Origin of the sequence: Zhongshania sp. (assembly GCF_029212375.1) — a bacterium.
In the GTDB taxonomy this organism is placed as follows: domain Bacteria; phylum Pseudomonadota; class Gammaproteobacteria; order Pseudomonadales; family Spongiibacteraceae; genus Spongiibacter.
Map to the genome: position 1 here is coordinate 200,391 of NZ_JARGNU010000003.1, position 16,359 is coordinate 216,749.

Below are 16,359 nucleotides of genomic sequence, written 5' to 3' on the forward strand. Positions count from 1 at the left end.
TATACTATATCAAACCCATCAAAGGTCTGCGTGGGTAATGTCTACATACAAGGTCAGGGATTGGCCGGGACGTAAATACTGACTAGTTTTAATGGAATTCCACTCGGCAATATCGCGAATTCGTAAATTAAAACGGCTGGCAATTAACGACAGTGAATCGCCATTGCGCACTTTATAGCCCACTTTGCGAATAATGCCTTGGCTGCTGGTGTTGCTCGCCTTGCCCCAGATTACCAATTTTTGGCCGGGACGAATCGTGGCGCTACTGGCCAATTTATTCCAGCTGTTGATCTGCGCGGTGTTTACGCCGTATTTATCGGCAATGCCACTGATGGTGTCGCCACGGCTAACGGTGTGCTGAAGACGACTTGCTTCGCTGCTAGCTTGGCCGCGGTTTAGATCTTTTAATGGCGACAGGCCATTACCTGCATCGGGGATGAGGAGTACTTGGCCAACTTGCAAAATATCTTTATCAAGTTGGTTGCTCGCCCGTAAGGTTGCTACGTCGACATGGTGTTCGCGAGAGATACCAATGAGGTTGTCGCCGCGCTGAACCTTATAACGCTGCCAGCGTACACGATCTCGCGGCGAAACCTTCGCTAAGCGCTGTCGGAAGGTTTTAGATTTTTTAGTGGGAATTAGTAGCCGGTGTGGGCCGTCTGGCGCGGTTACCCAGCGGTTAAAGCCTGGGTTGAGACGATACAATTCATCAACACTAATCTCGGCCAGTTTTGCCGCTTGGGCTAGGTCAATTTGGCTGCCGGTATCCACCGCGACAAAGTGTTCGCTATTGGCTAATTTGGGTAGCGTTAAGTTATAACTGGCTGGATTACGGAAAATTTTAACCAGCGCCAGCATTTTAGGTACGTAGTTCTCGGTTTCCTTGGGCAGGTTTAAAGACCAAAAATCGGTCGGCAAGCCTTTCTTTTTGTTCTTGGTGATCGCTTTATTCACTGTGCCGGCGCCGGCATTATAGGCGGCTAGGGTTAGCAGCCAATCGCCGTCAAAGCGCTTATTTAAGTCGCTCAGGTAGTCGAGCGCAGCGTCGGTGGCGGTAATGACATCGCGGCGGCCGTCGTACCACCAATTTTGCTCAATGCCCAGGTGTTTTGCCGTGTTGGGTATAAACTGCCACAGGCCAGATGCTCGGCCGCGGGAGTATGCGAAGGGGTCATAGGCACTTTCTACAAAGGGCAGTAGCGCTAAATCTGCGGGCATATCCCGCGCTTCAAGGTTCTCGAGAATATAGTAAATATAGCGGGACGCGCGTTTACTGACATTGGCGAGGTAGTAGGCATGTTCTGCATACCATTCTTCTCTTTCTTCTACCGCTTCTTTGTCAGTTAAATTATTAAATCTTAGTTGGCCTGCAAGGCGAGTCCAGAGCTCTTCTGGGTTTGCTGCGCTTGGCTGCTTTTGCAGGCTTGCTATTGAATTGCTTGTTAAGGATTTGGCTTGCGGTTTTTTCGGTGTTTCGGCAGCTTTAGGACGTATCGACGCGTTTTTAGCACTTGTACTGCTGTAATATTTTGGCAATCCTTGCAGCGTGTAATTTGCGGTGTCACTTGTTTTTCTTCGGCGCTCTACGTCGCGCTGGTACTGGCACATACTTGCTGTTCGATGCTCAGGCTTTTCGCAGTAGCGCGTATCACTCGCGGTGCGAACGCTGCGGCGTTGGGGCGTTTGGGCGCAGGCCGTCACTAGAGACAGCAAAATCGCACCAAGAACGAGCTTATGTAGGTAATTTGTTATTGTCATAATGGTGCAATTATTCAGTAGTAGTATTCAAAAGTCATCCTTCCATTTCCGTAAGCTGGCGAAAATATCCTTTTCTTTCCAACATTTAAGTTCGGAGTGGGCGATAACACTGGCCTGTACTGTATTTTTCCCGGTTCTTAGGAATGGATTAGTGAGCAACTCTAGTGCCAGTTCCGACGGTACTGTCGGTAATCCATCAGCGCGGCGCTGTTTTGCCTGCTGAATACGCTGCTGTAATTGTTCATTTTCTGGCTCCACCGAGTTCGCAAAATGCAAGTTGCTCAGGGTGTATTCATGGGCGCAATACACTGCCGTATTAGCCGGTAGGGCGGAGATTAGTCTCAGTGATGTCAGCATTTGTTCCGCAGTACCCTCAAACAATCGACCACAACCACCTGCAAATAATGTGTCGCCGCAGAATAACAGGGGATTTGGGGTGTTGTCTGAGACGTAATACGCAATGTGGTCTAAGGTGTGGCCGGGGACGGCGATCACGTCAATGTTACAATCGAACAGGCTAATGGTTTGCCCATGGCTTAAGCGCTGGGTAATGTTAGGGCAGTGATTTTGGGGGCCGTATACCGGTGTTTGCGGGTAGCGCTCACAGAGTGACGCAATGCCGTCAACGTGGTCGTAATGGTGATGCGTGATTAGAATTGCGCTAAGCTTTAGCTGATGGTGCTCTAAATGCTTTAATACCGGCGCAGCATCGCCTGGATCGACAATAATTGCCTCTCCGTTGTGGGCGACACACCATATATAGTTGTCGCTAAAAGCGGGTATGGGTGATATTGATAGCATAATCATTATTGTTTGACGGACGCGCCAGCTTAAACATTCTGACCACGGCCTGCAAGCTTTGCTTGCGAATGTCTACAGGGGAAATCTTATGGCTAAATGGCGGACTCAGCATTCTCCCGAGGTATTGCTGCCGGCGCTTAGGGGCTGGTTTCAAAGCGAGGTTGGGCGCACCGTGCTGGCCGAGGAGCGAACATTAATTGCATCGGCAATTAGTGATACCAGCACGGCTAAATATAATTTACTTAATTTAAGTGTTATTCCCGAGCGCTGCCCCATCGACACAAATGTCTATCAACGCCAATTTTGTCTTGGCGGTATTGGCCACTATGGCTTAAGCCAAGTACTTGATGTGGTTTGCGATTTTGAGGAATTGCCGGTTGCCAATGAATCGCAAGACGTGGTTTTGTTGCATCACTTATTGGAGTTTGTGGGTGATCCGCACCGCGTGTTGCGCGAAGTTGAACGTGTAATTGTACCCCACGGCAAGGTGGTGGTTTGCGGGATAAACCCCTATTCGCCACTGGCGCTGCGCGGCTACCTCGGTCGCCTAAAACACAGTGCAATGTGGCAAAATCACAGCTTAAGTTTGCACCGCATAAACGATTGGCTATCGCTACTGGGATTTGAGGTAAATTTGGTCGAATATGCCTTTCACCGTTTGCCAGTAAACAGCCCGAGTTTTTTCCTGTCTCATAAACCTGCACCAAAAACCCTGCCAATGGGTGGTGTTTTTGTGCTTAGCGCGACAAAATACCGCGCGCCCATGACCCCGACTCTAGAAAAACCCGTGAGCCGCGCCAAAATTCTCCGTCATCCTGCGATGGTTGGAGCAACTCGAAACATTAAAGCACGAGCAGATTATGAGTGAAGCCCCAGAACACGTTGAAATTTTTACCGATGGCGCCTGCCGCGGCAATCCAGGTCCCGGCGGCTGGGGCGCGCTGCTGCGCTACCAAGGTAAAGAGCACAACCTCTTTGGTGGCGAAGCGCAAACCACGAATAATCGAATGGAGTTAATGGCGGCAATCGAGGCCTTGCGGGCCTTAAAACGCCCTTGTGACGTGGTGTTAACCACCGATTCCCAATATGTGCGTCAAGGAATAACCGAGTGGATGGTGAACTGGAAAAAGCGCGGCTGGAAAACCGCGGCCAAGCAACCGGTTAAGAATGCGGATTTATGGCAGCAGCTCGACGCCGCAGCCCAAATACACAAAGTCGATTGGCGCTGGGTAAAGGGCCACAGCGGTCATCGCGAAAATGATCTTGCCGATGCCCTCGCCAATCGCGGCATTGATGAATTAAAGGCCTATTAAAATGCGCCAAATTGTATTAGACACCGAAACAACGGGTCTGGACCCCAACCAAGGCCACCGGATTATTGAAATTGGCTGCGTGGAGCTAGTAGACCGCAAACTCACCGGCCGCCACTACCATCAGTACATTAATCCCGACCGCGAAGTGGACGCAGGCGCAATAGAAGTCCACGGCATTACCAACGACATGCTCAAGGACAAGCCGTTTTTCGCCCAAATCGCCGATGACTTTTTAGACTTTATTCGTGGCGCCGAGCTGGTTATTCACAACGCGCCCTTTGACGTTGGCTTTCTCGACGCCGAATTTAAGTTTTTGGCGCGCAAAGATCCCAAAATAAGTGAGATTTGTGGCGTTGTTGACACCTTGGTTATGGCGCGCCAAAAGCACCCAGGCCAACGCAATAGCTTAGATGCACTGTGCTCGCGCTACTACGTAGATAACTCCCAGCGCGATTTGCACGGCGCATTACTCGACGCCGAAATCTTAGCCGACGTTTATTTGCTAATGACCGGCGGCCAAACTGCTTTGTCGTTAGCTGGTGATGACGGCTCTCAGCAGAGTGAAGGTGGGGCGAGCGGTGAGCACCGTCGCCTAGTTAATGCCCAGCGGCGTCTGCGAGTCATTGCTGCCAATAGCGATGAACTTAGTTTGCATCAAAAGCAATTGGCCGAAATTGACAAAACGAGCGGTGGCAATTGTGTTTGGCAGCGACCTTTGAACACCGAAAATTGATGAGTTTACCTTGCCACGCTGTATGAACTTCTTTAAAAGTGCTGTGCTTCTCAGTCGTTTAGTGCTAAATAGTCTATAAATAACCGCTAGTTAAAAGACTAAGTCAAAGCAGAACTTGATGACAGCCCAGCGGGCTACAGGAAATATCAGTGGCACTTAAAGTAGAAATTAATACCAGCTCATACGCCGTTGTTGCCGACGAGCTCGGTAAAACCCTGCAGCAGGCCACAAATGTTTTTGAAACATTTTTGTCTGAGCGCCATGATTTAAATTTGTTGGTGCAGTGCGAGGTGGATTTACGCCAAATTGGCGGCACGTTGCGATTGCTGCAAATTCCCGGCGCAGCGCTGATCGCGGACGAAATGCGCTCACTGTGCTCAGCGATTTTAGCGAGTGTAACAGCAGTTCCGGAGGGCCAGCTCAACGCCCTTAGTACGGCCTTTTTTGTGCTGCCTCGATATTTAGAGTTTGTTCAATCTCGGCATTCCGATATTCCGCTCATGGCCTTGTCGCATGCCAATGAGTTGCGCGCTGCTCATGGCCAGCTTTTGCTGCCAGACAGTTATTTTGAGCCGTCAACACCACACTTGTTTAGCCGTGATGCCACTATTAGATTGCGCAGTAAACCGCTTAGTGGCGCTGAGCTAGAGAGTGCCTTAAAGCGTATTCGCCACCTGTACCAGACTGGCTTGTTGGGCTTGCTGCGCGACGCCCAAATTCCCTTGCAGCTCACCGTGATGTCGCGAGCTGTACGCAGACTCTGCAATAGCATTGAAGCTGGCCCCCAACAGCGCTTTTGGCTGATTGCCGACGCCGTTCTAGAGGCGTTTGTTAATAACGGCCTAGAGCTTAATGCCCACCGCAAAAAAGCACTTGCAGGCTTGGAAGGGCAGATGCGAGGCCGGATAAAAAACCGCTTAGGTCTCAATGAAATATTAGAGCAAGAGCTGAGCTACTTGCTCACCCTGAGCACGTATCGCGAAGGTATGACTGGCAAGATCATGAAGGTGGCGCAGATCTATCCGGCTGAGATTAGCGATGAGCAAGTCTGCTCGCTGCGCAAACTTATGCTGGGTTTGAGCTACGACACCGTATCGTCGGTGATTAATGAGTTGCGTGGTGAGTTGCGCCACGCCAAGGATGTGCTTGAATTAATCGCTCAGCATCAGCGCAGTGACGAAGATGAGATAAGGCCGCTTATTGCGGTATTAAAGCAAAGCGCCGACATTCTCCTTGTGCTAAATTTATCTGCCCTTGCTGGTAGTCTCAACGAGCATTGCGCCGTCCTCAACAACCTAATTGATCGCGATCTTAGTAAGGAGCGGGCGCAACTCGAAGATCTCGCCGAAACGCTGCTGTTTATTGATGGCAGCCTTGCACAAATCGACCGCAGAAAATTAAATTATGAAGACCTCGGCGATCTGACTATCGAGCGCCGCGACGCAATTAGCGCCGACAACCAGCTAAGTGAAGCGCGCAGCATTGTCATTGACGAGTCTAAGGCTGCTATCGGTATGGTTAAGCGCGCTATTTCAGCCTATATAGACTCAGATTTTGATCGCACCCATATTTCAAATTTACCGCAACTTCTCAACTCAGTTCGCGGCGCATTCTATATGATTGGTGTTGAAAAGCTCCCTGAGGTCACCAGCGGCGCCACCGACTTTATTAGTGGCTTTGTGGAGCGCACGCAAGTTAACCCTGCTAGCGATATACAATCATTAGAAACGCTCGCAGACGCCATGATTAGCATTGAGTACTATCTTAATGAGCTAGGTAGGCATCACACTGCTGATGCGCGTATTCTGCAGGTTGCCGAAGACAGCGTAGCCTTGCTGCGCGCGGCAAGCTGACAATAACCTTAATGAAGAAGTGTACTGGATGAGTCTCGATTATCTGTTTTTACTGATCTCCGCGCTGGGCCTGTTGCTGTGCTTACTGGCGGTATTGCGCCTGCGCAAACATCTGTTTAGCGGTTCGGTGGCAGTAGTTTTGGCCTTTGGCTTCACCACTGGCGCCATAGTGGTTAGTAAAGACGTGTTGAGCTATCGCCATCTTGCCGATGAACAAATGGTGGCGCGGGTGTTTGTGGGAGCCAGTAAAGAGGCTCAGGAGTATTTGGTAAGCGTCGACACCCTTGATGGCGAGGCGCTGCAGTCGTTCTTACTGAAGGGTGATCAATGGCAAATCGACAGCCGTATTATTCGTTGGCAAATGCCAGTTGCGCGCCTGGGATTAGACAATCTATACCGTTTAGAGCGCTTGCTTGGTCGATATTCAGATATTGAAAACGAGCGCAATGCCCCACGCACCGTGTATCTCATCAACCTTTCTAAGCCACTTGATGTGTGGCAGTGGTTGCGTAGCAACGACACGGTACAAAAGTGGGTTGACGCTAATTACGGCAACTCGGTGTTTGCACCGATGATTGATGGCGCGCAGTTTAGTGTGTATTTGAGCCATAACGGGCTCTTTATTCGCCCTGAAAATCCAATAGCCGTCAAAGCCTTACGCAACTGGCCCGCTTGACTTAGACTGCCGTGCCGTATGAATATGTGGCACTTTTTGAACCTCTCTGGGAGTAATTTTTTGGAATTTCTATTGGAATACGGCCTATTTTTGGCCAAATCCATCACTGTGGTCGCCGCTTTTGTGGTGATTGTCAGCGCGATTGCGGTCGCTAGCCAGCGCACCAAAAAAGAAGGCAGCGAAGGTCATATTGAAGTAGAGACCCTGAATCATCGTTACGAAGACTGGGAAGACCTCTTAAAATTTGAAATTCTCGACGAAGACAGCTTTAAGAAAGAGCGCAAGCTCAAGAAAAAGCAGATCAAAGCCGAAATCAAGAAAAACGCCGACCAACATCGTAAGCGCATCTATGTGTTGGATTTTGACGGCGATGTTAGCGCCTCAGAGGTTGAGTTTTTGCGCCATGAAATTTCTGCAATTCTCACCGTGGCCAGACCCGAAGACGAAATTTTACTGCGCCTAGAAAGCCCTGGTGGCATGGTGCACAGCTATGGCTTGGCATCGTCACAATTACAACGCATTCGCGCTCATGGCATTCCACTAACCATTGCCATTGACCGTGTTGCTGCCAGTGGCGGCTATATGATGGCCTGTATTGGCAACCGCATTATGGCGGCGCCTTTTGCCGTTATTGGCTCAATTGGGGTAGTGGCGCAATTGCCCAACTTTAATCGCCTGCTTAAAAAGCATGACGTCGACATTGAGCTGCATACTGCGGGTGCCCATAAACGCACCCTAACTATGGTGGGTGAGAACACCGACGAAGGCCGCAAGAAGTTTATTGAAGAGCTTGAAGACACGCATATTCTGTTCAAAGAATTTGTCAGTGAAAATCGTCCTCAGCTAGATATCGACAACATAGCCACTGGCGAAGTGTGGTACGGCTCGCGGGCGATGGACGTGAAACTGGTAGATGAAATTCGCACCAGTGACGACTATCTGCTCAGTCAGCGCGCCGACAGTGATATATTTGCGGTTAGTTACCGTCAGAAGCGCAGCCTGCCCGAAAGGCTAGGTTTTGCCGCCGAAAGTGCGATTAATCGCACTTTGACTGGTTTGCTGGCAAAGCTAAGCCAGAATCGGTTTTAAGGAAGTCGCTTGAGATCGAGTTTACAGGTAGCCCAGCGTTTATCTCGACTAGGTCTCGGCTGCGCCCAGCTGAACGTAAAAAAACAACGGGGCATCAAATTGTGGGAAATCGCGCTGGTGATCGCCATTGCCAGTGTGCTCGCCATTATTGTGATTGTCATTGTGACAAAGCGCATCGACACGGCCTTAAAAGAGCAGGTAGATAGCGATTTTAGACGTATTTCGATGGCTCTGCACCAGTACAAGCTCGACAATAATCGCTACCCAAGCAGTGCGCAGGGCTTAATGGCACTGTATATCGCACCGGAAATAGACCCGCTGGCGCTTAAGTGGAATGGTCCCTACATTAATCGGGAAACGCTAATTCACGACCCTTGGAATAATGCCTATTTGTACACCAGCTCGGATGCACCACCTGGCTTTTCTGTTTCAAGTCTTGGCGCCGATTCTAAAGTGGGCGGCAAAGGTTTGAATACTGATATCTCCATTCAGTATCAAAGTGATGAGCATTGAGGCTTAGTTTTGTGACGCTAGGTATTGAGCGGGAATTTGGCAAATTTGCTGCTTATAGCGTTACAAGCTAAATGCGTATTTGCTTGCAATCACGAGACAACCCCGCGCTGAGACGCCCAAAAAACACCCTCTAATTTGCTTACTCCAGCCTCACGGGTAGCTATCGCCATGCGTTTGGCTTTGCGCTCACCGTAAATGGCCACAGAAAATGTCGCCTTTTCACTGCTATTGGTACCCACCGGCCAATGCGCCTCCCAATACCAAATTTCTTTTACACTGCCATTCTTTAATTTATAGCGTTTGGCATAGCGGTAAACGCCAGGGATTCCCGAATTATTGTGGCGGCGCAGGGTGGAGCAGAACTGCTTGCGGGTCGTTGGCGGATGTTCGGCCACAACTTTATCGCGATGCAGTTTGGCCTCAGCCAGTGCCTTACGCTTGCCGCCATAGGTTTTATCAGGAAAATTCTTAACTAAGAGTTTGCCTTGTCTGCGAATGCTGACTCGCCAAGCATGAGTTCGGTGTATGTCATCGTCAATTCGCGAGATGCCATACATAGTTTTACTTTTGGCCATACTGCTACTCGTAAAATCCTTCTAAAGGCACCGCCTAGTCTTAGCTAAACATCAAAAAGGTGCCAAATTAATACGCATGCTGCACCATAATGGCTGATTTGAAGCTTGCGAAGCCCGATTGCTCGCCTGCAAATAGTGCGCATCTGCAACAATGCGGTCTAGCAAACCGGCAATGATACACTCGAAATGGTAGTGATCACAAAACCCGAGCGGCTTAAATATTGATAAGCAGCATAATAGAGGTGTTTTTCTTCAGAAAGCAATCGCGATTGAGTAAATGTAGTTGGAATCGATCAATTAACGTTCAATTTACAGGCACTTACAATTTTAGTCCGCAGCTTGCTAGCGTGTAGTAAAAGCAATTTTGTTGCCAATGCGCTCGCTTTCAATGGAAGTTTGCGGTGTATTGCAATGCCGTATTTGTAAACGCGCGCCGTCTCGTTTATGCAGTGATTGTGATTGCCGCGCTAAATCTAAGTTTTAGCCAGCTTGGGGTTTGCTGGGCTGGGGACGGTAGAGAAACTCGATAAGTTCAGATTTTTGCGCCATGCCATCGCGATAACCTAGGTCAATTAGCTTGCCGCAGTATTCTGGAGTAAATAGCAAATAACTTGAGATACTCACGCCACCACCGCCATTGCTACCCGAACCGCGCAAAAACATCCGCAGACTGCGGGGCAGCTCGTTAACGTGCTCGTCGGCAATGCGGTCGATGTCTTCGCTGGGACTAATAACAAGACAATCTATTGGCAGCAGTTCCTTGCCCATCATCGACAGATTTTCTTCTGGTATTAAGCGGATTAATTCATTAATGCGCTCTAGGCGTTCAATATCGGTTTCGATGCTGTCGATAAAAGCGCTGTTCAATAAATGACCAATAATTTGGCCAAAGCCAGGCGATTGGATTCGCTTAGGCAATTTCGGGTATTGCCGTTTATGGCCGTTAGCGGGAATAACCAAAACGCGATTAGCGCCTAAATGAATAACGGGGCTGATTGGGGTTAATTGCCGCAATGCACCGTCGCCATAGTAAAAACGACCTACTTTGGCTGGCGGGAAAATAGTCGGAATAGCGGTCGAGGCCATTAAGTGTTGCAGTTGAATAGGGGTGGCCACACCTTGGCGGCGCCAACGCTGCCAACCGGCATATTGCGGGCCGCCTTGAAAAAAGGTTTCAGAGACGCCTTCGGTATAATTCATGGCGGTAAGACAAAATGCGTCTAAATCGCGATTGAGAATATTGCGGCTGATGTTTTCGAATTTAACGTATTCACCGAGCAGTTTGCGCAAGGGGCTATTGTCGAGCAGGGCCACCGGCTTAACGATGGTTCCGCCGGAATTAAACAGCGAGTAGGCCAAGCGTATGGCATTGCGCAACACCCCAAAAAAGTCAGCGCGGTAAATTTTATCGGTAGATAGCTCACGCCACAGCAATTCCAGTTGTTTAATGGTACCGGTGTAATGATGGGCGCCCGCCGCGAGTGATGCCGCATTGATACCGCCGGCGGAGGTGCCCGCCAGAATTGGAAAGGGGTTGCCATGACGTTTGCCATGAATTTCTGCCAGTGCTTTTAGCACCCCCACTTGGTAGGCGGCCCGCGCACCGCCACCAGGTAACACCAGCGCGGTATTAGCTCGGTAATCGGCTTCTCGTTCGTCGCCTAATTGCTCGTTTGTTTGCGATGTAGACACTAGCGCTTATGCCCCCGTAAGCCGGTATCGAGCAATACTCGCGTGGCGATTTCTTCCACCGAGGCATGAGTTATATTTAAATACGGGATGCCAAACCGCTGAAACATGGCCTCGGTTTGGCGCAACTCGTCTTCGCACTGGCGCAGCGAGGCGTAGCGGCTATTAGGCCGGCGTTCGCTGCGAATTGCCGACAGGCGCTCGGCTTCAATAGTTAAACCAAAAAGCCGGCTGCGGTGTTCAAGCAGCGGCTTGGGTAGGCGGTCGCCTTCCATGTCTTCTTCGGTGATTGGGTAGTTGGCCACAAACACCCCAGATTGCATTGCCAAATACAAGCAGGTTGGGGTTTTGCCGCTGCGCGACACGCCAATGAGAATTACTTCGGCTTGGTCGTAGCGGTTTAGGCGGGCACCGTCATCGTTGTCTAGGGCGTAATTCACTGCATCAATACGCAGTTTGTACTCGGCGTCGCGGTCGGCACTTTGCGCGCGGCCCACAGTGCGCGAGGGCTTTTCGTCCAGGGCAATTTCCAGCTGTTTAACAAAGGTGCCTAGCACGTCAATAATAAAACCTTGGCTGGTGGCAATAATGGCGCAGAGCTCTTCGTTAACGAGTGTGTCGAATACGATTGGCTGGTTGCCGGTTTCTGCCGCAGCACGGTTGATTTTTTCTACCGCCGAGCGCGCTTTTTCTACGGTATCTACATAGGGAATAACAATGTGATTAAACTTTTGATTTTCAAATTGGGACAGAATACTGCTACCCAAGGTCTCGGCTGTAATGCCGGTACTGTCTGATATAAAGATGGCCGCACGAATCATGTAGTTTTTTTACCTAAGGCTCGGTGTTTTTCGACGGGAATTTCCAAGTTACATCACTTAGTATAGCCCCAGCTTTGTTTATGTACTTATTATCCGCTTAGCGGTTGTATTAAAAACGGGAGAAACAACGTGTCAGAATACGTAATCTGGTTCAACGATCTAGGAATGAACGATGTCGACCGTGTTGGCGGCAAAAATGCATCCCTAGGCGAAATGATCAGCCAGCTGTCACAGGCCGGTGTTTCGGTTCCCGGTGGCTTTGCTACCACTGCTGACGCGTTTCGCGACTTTCTCCAGCAGAGCGGCTTAAACGACCGCATTATTGCAGAACTCAAAGATCTCGACATCGAAGATGTAAAAAATCTCGCAGTGGTCGGTAAAACCATTCGCCAGTGGATAGTTGAAACACCTTTTCCAGAGGCGCTTAATACTGCCGTGGTTCAAGCCTATGAGCAACTGGTAGATGGCAACAATGCCATGTCTTTTGCGGTTCGCTCTTCAGCAACCGCCGAAGATTTACCGGATGCCTCCTTTGCCGGCCAGCAAGAAACCTTTCTTAACATCCGCGGCCTCGACAATATTATGATCGCGATCAAAGAGGTGTTTGCTTCTTTGTACAACGACCGCGCTATTGCTTACCGCGTGCACCAAGGCTTTGAACACGCCGACGTGGCGCTGTCTGCCGGTATACAGCGCATGGTGCGTTCCGAAACTGGCGCCGCGGGTGTTATGTTCTCGATGGACACCGAATCCGGCTTCGACGGCGTGGTATTTATCACCGCCTCTTACGGTTTGGGCGAAACGGTTGTGCAGGGCGCCGTAAACCCCGACGAGTTTTATGTGCACAAAGCGACCTTAGCCAAAGATCGCCCCGCCGTGTTGCGCCGCAACCTTGGCAGCAAAATGATCAAGATGGTTTACGGCAGCGACGCCAGCGCCGGTAAATCGGTTGATACCGTTGACGTGTCCAGCGCCGACCGTCAGCAGTTCTGTCTTACTGACGACGAAGTACTGGGCTTGGCCAAGCAGGCCATGATTATTGAGCAGCACTACCAGCGGCCAATGGATATTGAATGGGCCAAAGATGGCGACGACGGCAAGCTTTACATTGTGCAGGCTCGTCCTGAAACCGTAAAAAGCCGTGAATCCACCACTTTAATGGAGCGCTACCTGCTTAAAGAAAAGGGCGCCGTACTGTGCGAAGGTCGCTCAATTGGTCAGCGCATTGGTGCCGGTCCGGTTCGCATCATCAACGATATTAGCGAAATGGATCAGGTTCAGCAGGGTGACGTGCTGGTAACTGACATGACGGACCCCGATTGGGAGCCGGTGATGAAGCGCGCGTCGGCAATAGTTACCAACCGTGGCGGCCGTACTTGCCACGCGGCGATCATTGCGCGCGAAATGGGTATTCCTGCGGTAGTCGGCTGTGGCGATGCCACCGAATTACTGCCCGACGGCAAATTGGTAACCGTATCGTGCGCTGAAGGCGACACTGGTATGGTTTATGAGGGCATCCTCGACTTTGACATAAACCGCAATAAGCTCGACGCCATGCCGGATCTGCCGTTTAAAGTCATGATGAATGTCGGCAACCCCGACCGCGCTTTCGACTTCCAAGGCTACCCTAATGCCGGTGTTGGTTTGGCGCGCTTAGAATTCATTATTAACCGTATGATCGGTGTCCACCCCAAGGCGCTGATTAATTTCGACGACATTCCCCAAGATGTGCAAACCGCCGTAAAGCGCCGCATTGCGGGCTACGCCAGCCCAGTCGAGTTTTACGTAGAAAAGCTGGTTGAAGGTATTTCGACCATCGCCAGCGCCTTCTATCCCAAACGCGTTATTGTGCGGATGTCCGACTTTAAATCCAATGAATACGCGCATTTGATCGGTGGCAGTTTGTACGAGCCATCAGAAGAAAACCCCATGCTGGGTTTCCGTGGTGCCTCGCGCTACATCTCGGATTCCTTCCGTGAGTGTTTTGAATTGGAGTGCCGCGCACTGAAGAAGGTGCGCAACGACATGGATTTAACCAATGTCGAAATTATGGTGCCTTTCGTGCGTACCGTCGGCGAAGCCAAGCAGGTAATTGAACTGCTCGAAGCCAATGGCCTGAAGCGCGGCGAAAACGGCCTGCGCGTGGTAATGATGTGCGAACTGCCCGCCAACGCGTTGCTGGCGGAGCAATTCTTGGAGTACTTCGACGGCTTCTCAATTGGCTCCAACGACCTTACCCAGCTAACCCTAGGTTTGGATCGCGACTCCGGCCTTATCGCCCATCTGTTCGATGAGCGCAACGACGCGGTAAAAGCCTTGCTGAAAATGGCGATTGATGCCTGTAAAAAACATGGCAAATACATCGGCATTTGCGGCCAAGGCCCATCGGATCACCCCGACTTTGCTCAGTGGTTAATGGAGCAGGGCATCGATAGCGTGTCGCTGAACCCCGACTCGGTATTGGATACATGGTTGTTCTTAGCCGAGAAGCTGCGCACGTAAATAGCGACGCTTCCAGCTACTGTGTTCCCCGCAAAAGCGGGGATCTAAAATAAAAAAAGGCCGCAATCGCGGCCTTTTTTTTGCACTAAATTCAGCTAATTAATCTGCGGAATCCGCGGGTAATAAAGACTTTAGCTGCTTTTCTAACTGTCTGATCCGGCTCGACATTTCATCTAGCTGGGTGTAGCGCACGGAGTTGCGGCGCCATTTTTTAACATCTTGTTGCGGTGGCGCCGAGGCAAACACGCCGGCTTCGGTATTGCCCTTAGTGACAATGGTGCCGCCGTGGAAGTGGCTGTTATCGGCAATGCTGATGTGGCCATTAATAGCCACTGCGCCAGCAACTGTGCAGTTCTCTCCGAGGATCGCACTGCCCGCAATGCCCACACAGCCAGCAATGGCCGAGCGCTTGCCAATTTTGACGTTGTGGGCAATATGCACAAGGTTGTCGATAATCACGCCATCGCTAATAACAGTGTTGCCCAGCGCGCCGCGATCTATCGAGCAGTTAGAGCCAATTTCAACATTGTCGCCAACGATCACCGCGCCCAGCTGATGAATTTTTTGCCAGCCATCGCGGCTAGGCGCAAAGCCAAAACCGTCGGAGCCAATTACTGTACCGCTGTGAATAAGGCAGTTTTTGCCAAGGCTCACGCTGTGATAAATCACCACATTGGGGTGAATCAAGGTGTTGTCGCCAATGCTGGCGCGGTCGCCAACAGACACGCCGGAATACAGCTTGGCGCCACTGCCAATAGTGGCGTTTTCACCCACTACGCAATTGGGGCCAATTGCGGCGCTAGGGTCTACCTTGGCGCTCGCGGCAATAACCGCAGAGGGGTGAATACCTGTGGCGAGCTGCGACAAAGATTCAAAAAGTGCCGATACCTTGGCGTAGGCCAAATAAGTGTTGGCAACAATAAGTTTGTTGCCCGCGTATTTGTCGGCGAAATCGGCATTAAGAATAACCGCGCCAGTGGCTGAGTCGGCAAGATACTGCAAATACGACTCTTGATTGATAAACGATAAATCAGACGAGCCAGCAGCTTGTAAATCCGCTATGCCTGCGATCATGTGATTGGCATCGCCAACCAGCTGGGCATCAAGGTATTCGGCAAGCTCAGACAAGCTTCGTAGGGTGTTCGCCATGTGGTGATCTCCGTTGATACCCAGTTATATTGAGTTAGTCTAGGGGGTGTTAGAGCTGACGGCCGAAACCGTGGCTTAAATTACGTGTAATGTGGGTATCAAATGCTATGGGCAAACGCGTTTACCGACGTTTCGACAACCGTGCCGGTATTTTACGCATCACAGCGTGTTTGCACTAAGATATTTTGGTGAAAATTTGGCTCGGCGGCGGCAGCTGTGCGGGATTAATAGGCGGTTTGGCAAGGGAAGTAAGTAGGTGAGAGTAACAGCCTAGGGAATCTGCGAATCAACTAGGTTTAGGTAATTCGGTAGTTATCGGCAGCGAAGCTGGCTATATAGACTAAACTTCACAGTAATAACAGGAATTTACGCGGGATATAACGTGGGCATTTTGACCTAAGCTAACGACCACAATCAGGCGGCCTCGTAATGAATATAGAAAAACACGGCGTATCTATTGGCATAAATCGGGTTGGCAGTGATTTTTTCCTGTCGCTTAAAGCCCAAGGCAAACTCACTCACGATGACTATAAAACTATTACGCCGCTAATCGATTCGGCCTTGGCATCCGTTAGTAAACCCAAAGTGCGAATGCTGTTTGACGGTAGCGAGCTGCAGGGGTGGGAGCTTCGCGCGGCGTGGGACGATTTTAAGCTCGGCTTAAGGCACGGCAGTGAGTTCGAAAAAATCGCAATCTACGGCAATAAACGCTGGGAAGCGATGGCAGCAAAAATTGGCAATTGGTTTGTTGCGGGTGAGATAAAGTACTTTGATAACCACAATGAAGCGATTACGTGGTTGCAAGCGTAAATTTAGCGAGTTCGCCAATCGACGCGTCAAAGCGCAATATATTGATCTAGATCGTCTAAATTTAAAAATAAAGGCGT

At 50.3% G+C, this 16,359-nt stretch carries 15 protein-coding genes; 9 read left to right on the forward strand and 6 right to left on the reverse strand.

The window, feature by feature from the left end:
* Positions 1-18 precede the first annotated feature (18 nt).
* Positions 19-1,758, reverse strand: a complete 1,740-nt coding sequence (locus P1U47_RS05065) for a LysM peptidoglycan-binding domain-containing protein (RefSeq protein ID WP_301027503.1) — start codon at positions 1,756-1,758, stop codon at positions 19-21.
* Between the two features lie 27 nt (positions 1,759-1,785).
* Entirely contained in the window at positions 1,786-2,559 is a 774-nt protein-coding gene (gene gloB / locus P1U47_RS05070; RefSeq protein ID WP_301027504.1) for a hydroxyacylglutathione hydrolase, read from the reverse strand.
* Positions 2,560-2,647: 88 nt separating this feature from the next.
* On the opposite strand from gloB, the gene P1U47_RS05075 reads away from it, so the two are divergent.
* The 7 genes from P1U47_RS05075 (at position 2,648) to gspG (ending at position 8,736) form a co-directional block, all read left to right on the forward strand.
* The gene (locus P1U47_RS05075; RefSeq protein ID WP_301027505.1) at positions 2,648-3,427 is read left to right on the forward strand and encodes a class I SAM-dependent methyltransferase; all 780 of its coding nucleotides are present in this window, start codon (positions 2,648-2,650) and stop codon (positions 3,425-3,427) included.
* Entirely contained in the window at positions 3,420-3,872 is a 453-nt protein-coding gene (gene rnhA / locus P1U47_RS05080; RefSeq protein WP_301027506.1) for a ribonuclease HI, read from the forward strand. The genes P1U47_RS05075 and rnhA overlap by 8 nt, the downstream gene beginning before the upstream one ends.
* A gap of 1 nt (position 3,873) precedes the next feature.
* Positions 3,874-4,605: a DNA polymerase III subunit epsilon gene (gene dnaQ, locus P1U47_RS05085; protein WP_301027507.1), complete on the forward strand. Its 732-nt coding sequence runs from the start codon at positions 3,874-3,876 to the stop codon at positions 4,603-4,605.
* A gap of 149 nt (positions 4,606-4,754) precedes the next feature.
* Complete coding sequence (locus tag P1U47_RS05090) at positions 4,755-6,458, forward strand: hypothetical protein (RefSeq protein ID WP_301027508.1); 1,704 nt, start codon at positions 4,755-4,757, stop codon at positions 6,456-6,458.
* A gap of 28 nt (positions 6,459-6,486) precedes the next feature.
* Positions 6,487-7,134: a cation/multidrug efflux pump gene (locus tag P1U47_RS05095; RefSeq protein WP_301027509.1), complete on the forward strand. Its 648-nt coding sequence runs from the start codon at positions 6,487-6,489 to the stop codon at positions 7,132-7,134.
* Positions 7,135-7,194: 60 nt separating this feature from the next.
* Complete coding sequence (gene sohB / locus P1U47_RS05100; protein WP_301027510.1) at positions 7,195-8,223, forward strand: protease SohB; 1,029 nt, start codon at positions 7,195-7,197, stop codon at positions 8,221-8,223.
* 9 nt (positions 8,224-8,232) lie between these two features.
* The gene (gspG, locus tag P1U47_RS05105; protein ID WP_301027511.1) at positions 8,233-8,736 is read left to right on the forward strand and encodes a type II secretion system major pseudopilin GspG; all 504 of its coding nucleotides are present in this window, start codon (positions 8,233-8,235) and stop codon (positions 8,734-8,736) included.
* A gap of 89 nt (positions 8,737-8,825) precedes the next feature.
* Here gspG and P1U47_RS05110 read toward each other — a convergent pair whose 3' ends face one another.
* From P1U47_RS05110 to P1U47_RS05120, 3 genes are all read right to left on the reverse strand, one after another.
* Entirely contained in the window at positions 8,826-9,311 is a 486-nt protein-coding gene (locus P1U47_RS05110; RefSeq protein ID WP_301027512.1) for an AP2/ERF family transcription factor, read from the reverse strand.
* A 480-nt stretch (positions 9,312-9,791) separates the two neighbouring features.
* Positions 9,792-11,003: a patatin-like phospholipase family protein gene (locus P1U47_RS05115; RefSeq protein WP_301027513.1), complete on the reverse strand. Its 1,212-nt coding sequence runs from the start codon at positions 11,001-11,003 to the stop codon at positions 9,792-9,794.
* Positions 11,003-11,821, reverse strand: coding sequence for a pyruvate, water dikinase regulatory protein (locus tag P1U47_RS05120; protein ID WP_301027514.1), 819 nt, complete (start codon positions 11,819-11,821; stop codon positions 11,003-11,005). The genes P1U47_RS05115 and P1U47_RS05120 overlap by 1 nt, the downstream gene beginning before the upstream one ends.
* A gap of 129 nt (positions 11,822-11,950) precedes the next feature.
* Here P1U47_RS05120 and ppsA point away from each other — a divergent pair, with 129 nt between their 5' ends.
* A complete protein-coding gene (gene ppsA / locus P1U47_RS05125) occupies positions 11,951-14,323 on the forward strand; it encodes a phosphoenolpyruvate synthase (RefSeq protein WP_301027515.1) in 2,373 nt (790 codons plus the stop codon).
* Positions 14,324-14,422: 99 nt separating this feature from the next.
* On the opposite strand, the gene lpxD is transcribed toward ppsA, so the two are convergent.
* Complete coding sequence (lpxD, locus tag P1U47_RS05130) at positions 14,423-15,472, reverse strand: UDP-3-O-(3-hydroxymyristoyl)glucosamine N-acyltransferase (RefSeq protein WP_301027516.1); 1,050 nt, start codon at positions 15,470-15,472, stop codon at positions 14,423-14,425.
* 429 nt (positions 15,473-15,901) lie between these two features.
* Between lpxD and P1U47_RS05135 the strand changes: the two genes are divergently transcribed.
* A complete protein-coding gene (locus P1U47_RS05135) occupies positions 15,902-16,282 on the forward strand; it encodes an STAS/SEC14 domain-containing protein (RefSeq protein ID WP_301027518.1) in 381 nt (126 codons plus the stop codon).
* Positions 16,283-16,359: the final 77 nt, after the last annotated feature.

Excerpts from the sequence above, each read along its gene's own strand:
- P1U47_RS05065 (WP_301027503.1), bottom strand. The coding sequence starts at position 1,758 with ATGACAATAACAAATTACCTACATAAGCTCGTTCTTGGTGCGATTTTG.
- gloB (WP_301027504.1), bottom strand. The coding sequence starts at position 2,559 with ATGCTATCAATATCACCCATACCCGCTTTTAGCGACAACTATATATGG.
- P1U47_RS05075 (WP_301027505.1), top strand. The coding sequence starts at position 2,648 with ATGGCTAAATGGCGGACTCAGCATTCTCCCGAGGTATTGCTGCCGGCG.
- rnhA (WP_301027506.1), top strand. The coding sequence starts at position 3,420 with ATGAGTGAAGCCCCAGAACACGTTGAAATTTTTACCGATGGCGCCTGC.
- dnaQ (WP_301027507.1), top strand. The coding sequence starts at position 3,874 with ATGCGCCAAATTGTATTAGACACCGAAACAACGGGTCTGGACCCCAAC.
- P1U47_RS05095 (WP_301027509.1), top strand. The coding sequence starts at position 6,487 with ATGAGTCTCGATTATCTGTTTTTACTGATCTCCGCGCTGGGCCTGTTG.
- P1U47_RS05110 (WP_301027512.1), bottom strand. The coding sequence starts at position 9,311 with ATGGCCAAAAGTAAAACTATGTATGGCATCTCGCGAATTGACGATGAC.
- P1U47_RS05120 (WP_301027514.1), bottom strand. The coding sequence starts at position 11,821 with ATGATTCGTGCGGCCATCTTTATATCAGACAGTACCGGCATTACAGCC.
- lpxD (WP_301027516.1), bottom strand. The coding sequence starts at position 15,472 with ATGGCGAACACCCTACGAAGCTTGTCTGAGCTTGCCGAATACCTTGAT.
- P1U47_RS05135 (WP_301027518.1), top strand. The coding sequence starts at position 15,902 with ATGAATATAGAAAAACACGGCGTATCTATTGGCATAAATCGGGTTGGC.